5 protein-coding genes and 1 pseudogene are annotated in these 2,822 nt (G+C 55.3%); all 6 read right to left on the bottom strand.

Going from position 1 to position 2,822, the window contains the following annotated elements:
* Positions 1-117, bottom strand: a 117-nt coding sequence (locus X965_RS19845) for a hypothetical protein (protein WP_253280792.1), incomplete at its 3' end; no start/stop codon positions are given.
* A gap of 8 nt (positions 118-125) precedes the next feature.
* Positions 126-1,688 (bottom strand): TraC family protein, encoded by a 1,563-nt coding sequence (locus X965_RS18475; protein WP_051997422.1) that lies wholly within the window; start codon positions 1,686-1,688, stop codon positions 126-128.
* Entirely contained in the window at positions 1,688-1,942 is a 255-nt protein-coding gene (locus tag X965_RS19840) for a TraV family lipoprotein (protein WP_051997421.1), read from the bottom strand. The genes X965_RS18475 and X965_RS19840 overlap by 1 nt, the downstream gene beginning before the upstream one ends.
* Positions 1,942-2,214: a TraV family lipoprotein gene (locus X965_RS19835; protein ID WP_051997420.1), complete on the bottom strand. Its 273-nt coding sequence runs from the start codon at positions 2,212-2,214 to the stop codon at positions 1,942-1,944. Before X965_RS19835 ends, X965_RS19840 begins: the two co-directional genes overlap by 1 nt.
* A 4-nt stretch (positions 2,215-2,218) precedes the next feature.
* Complete coding sequence (locus X965_RS18460; RefSeq protein WP_036419702.1) at positions 2,219-2,479, bottom strand: hypothetical protein; 261 nt, start codon at positions 2,477-2,479, stop codon at positions 2,219-2,221.
* A 27-nt stretch (positions 2,480-2,506) separates the two neighbouring features.
* Positions 2,507-2,822, bottom strand: a pseudogene (locus X965_RS18455) (hypothetical protein); the annotation flags it as partial.

Genomic DNA, 2,822 nt, shown 5'->3' with positions numbered 1-2,822 from the left:
TTTCAGGGTGGTGGCATCGACATACACACCGCCGGCCGCCTGACACAACCCCTTGTAGGAGTCCCCGAGGTCAAGCACCCAGCCGCGGCCGCCGCCGTCCAGCACCTGGCGGATCATCGCCTGGATCAGAAACGATTTCCGCTGCCGGACGTCCCGCAGACCGCCATATTGTAGTTGTCATTCCCGAGTCCGGATTTTTCGTCAAAGATATTCAGGAAAGACAACTGATTACGGTAAGACGGTATCGGCAGCCCGCGCGGCGAGATACGGTTATCGGCCACAACCGGCAGCAGGTTGGCGACATTAAAGGCTTCCGCCCGGAACGTGGCCCCGCAGCGGCGCATATCTGTCCACAGCCCCTCCTGCATCTTGAACGGGAACAGCGCCAGATAGTTGCGCAGCTGCATAAAGGTCGGGGAACTGACGGTCAGCCCGTTGCCGGTGAAGGTGTTCATCAGCGCCATTTCCGCCATCAGCGCCCTGTCATCATCATCCTCGCAGAACAGCGTGATACCGAAACTGTACCGCGCCAGGGCGGACTGGTTTTTACTGAGCCTTGTACGCAGCTCCCCCCACTCATCCCGCGCCTGTTTCACCCCGGGGATCCAGCTGGCGTATTTGGAGTTGGCACGGCTGTCATTGGTCATGAATTTGCGGTTGGCCTCATTCTGCGAGGCCACCAGGTCTTCCACCTCCGTGGTCAGAGTGATCGCAAACGGACAGGGGATTGTGGAGGCCGGGTCTAACAGATTGCTGAGGTTATCCCCGCCCTGCCACAGCGCAAAGCGGACCGGGTTTTTCTCCAGGGCATAATTCAGTATCCGGGTACGGCTTTTCCGGCCGCCCGGCACCGACAGGGTCTGGCGCAGGGCGTCCGGCTCCACGGTCAGGGTCAGGGAACGGTCAGCCCCCTGAAAGTTCAGCTCCTCATACGGGTCAAGCACATCATCCGGCGGCAGTATCTGGTCATGACGGAAGTTAATCAGCTCGCGGACCAGGCGGATAAGCCCCTTATCGTCCATCCGCTCCGAGGCAATACTGGCGCCGGACAGGGACTGCTGAATGATGCTGAGGGTTTTGTTGACCGACTGAAAGGCCAGGGCATCCGGTTTTTTGCACGGTTCGGCGTAGCTGACAAACAGCCGGTAATTGCGCAGGGTCAGCGGGTAGTCTTTGCCGTTCGGGAAGCTGTTTAATGCCCCGTTCTCATAATAGGCGCGGGTGACGGCATTAAACTTATCCGCCATATCCCCTTTCCACTGCATGTCCTGCAGCCCGAAGGCAAGCGTGTCACTGACACATTTGCTGCCGAGCAGCAGAAAGGTCAGGGGGACTTTGCGCGGCAGTTTGTTGCGCAGAAAGTAATCCAGCGCATCGACAATCTTGTCGTTGGCGCCAATCAGCGGGGTGCATTCCAGCACGAACCCGAGCGTGGTGTCATTGAGGAACAGCCCGGAATCCGGGTCGTACAGCCGGTACGGCAGCAGGGTACTGAATGACGGATAATCCATATCCTCAAGGGCGGCATTCGCCCGCTGCTTACCGTCCGGTCTGCGCCAGCCGGTAAACAGCGCTTTCAGGGTATTTTCGTGCAGGCCGGAGACCGGTTCGTCTGTCTCCGCCTGCGGTCTGCCGGACACCCGGAACAGGTTTTTCAGGATGTCCTTTACGGATATCGGTTCGCTCATCACTGATACTCCGCCCACTGACCGCGTTTCACGACAAAGGAGACGACAGACGGCTGATAAAAGTTGTCATGTTCATCAATCCATCCGGCAATCCAGACGCGGGCGGTCGGCGCGGGCTGATACACCGCCTGTGTGATGCCGGTGTCATTCAGGGCGGAGACCGTCCCGGTGCGGTTCACCGTGCCGGACGTGCGGCCGGTGACCGGCGGTGGTGATACGGCCGTGCCGGATTTTACGGTCTGTGCCGTGGTCATCACCGGTGCCGGACGCGGGTCAGGGTGCCTGCCGGTGAGCCGGTTCCGGCGTTACCGTTACGTGCCTGAGCGGGCAGACGGACAGCCTCCGGCTGTGCCGGAACGGACTTTTTTGCCCCCGGCGCGGACAGGGACTGACTCTGTGCTTTTTTGTTCGCCTCCTCCATCGTCATACAGGAATCCTGTGCGGTGGCGTTACAGTCAAAACCGCTTTTCATTCCGGCACAGCCGGACAGCAGGCACATACTGAATAAAATACATAAACGTTTCATACGATTATTTCTCCGGCGGTATTCCGTAAGGGTATTTAAGGTTAAGGGCATCAATAAACTGACTGACCGGCATACTGAGCCGCAGTGTTTCTCCCGTAATCAGTTCCACCACGGTTTCATCTTTTGTCAGTGTGCTGTTACGGGCGGTAATAATTAATGAGGTCTGAATAAGAAAAGTACTTCCCTCATTATCGGTGACAGACCGTAAATCATACGGACTGCACGGGGAAATCTGGTTTTGCTTTACATTAATATCTTTTGTCATGCGGATTTTCTCTGTGTGGACAGCTGATTACGGTGTATTTTCAGTAACTGATTTATATTCACGGACTGACTTGTCATAATCAGATTTGTTAACATTGACGATGGTGCCGCCGCAGTTAAGTTTATTGGTGGCAGAGGAAAAAAAACCATTACCGATGTCAGTCTCAGTTAACCGGCACTGAGTTAAGTAATATTCCCCCTGAGCAATCCGTTCCTCACTGGTTTCAGTCATATTCCACATCATAATCATCATCATGAATACCAGCGGAAAAAGATAAACACCTGACCGGCAAATAAACAGTGAAACAAAATAAGCAACAATTAAAATCCCTGAAAAAACAAAA

This window comes from Morganella sp. EGD-HP17 (genome assembly GCF_000512315.2).
Taxonomy (GTDB): Bacteria; Pseudomonadota; Gammaproteobacteria; order Enterobacterales; family Enterobacteriaceae; genus Morganella; species Morganella morganii.
The sequence above is the reverse complement of the archived record's forward strand: the minus strand, read 5'-3'. Positions and strand labels throughout refer to the sequence as shown.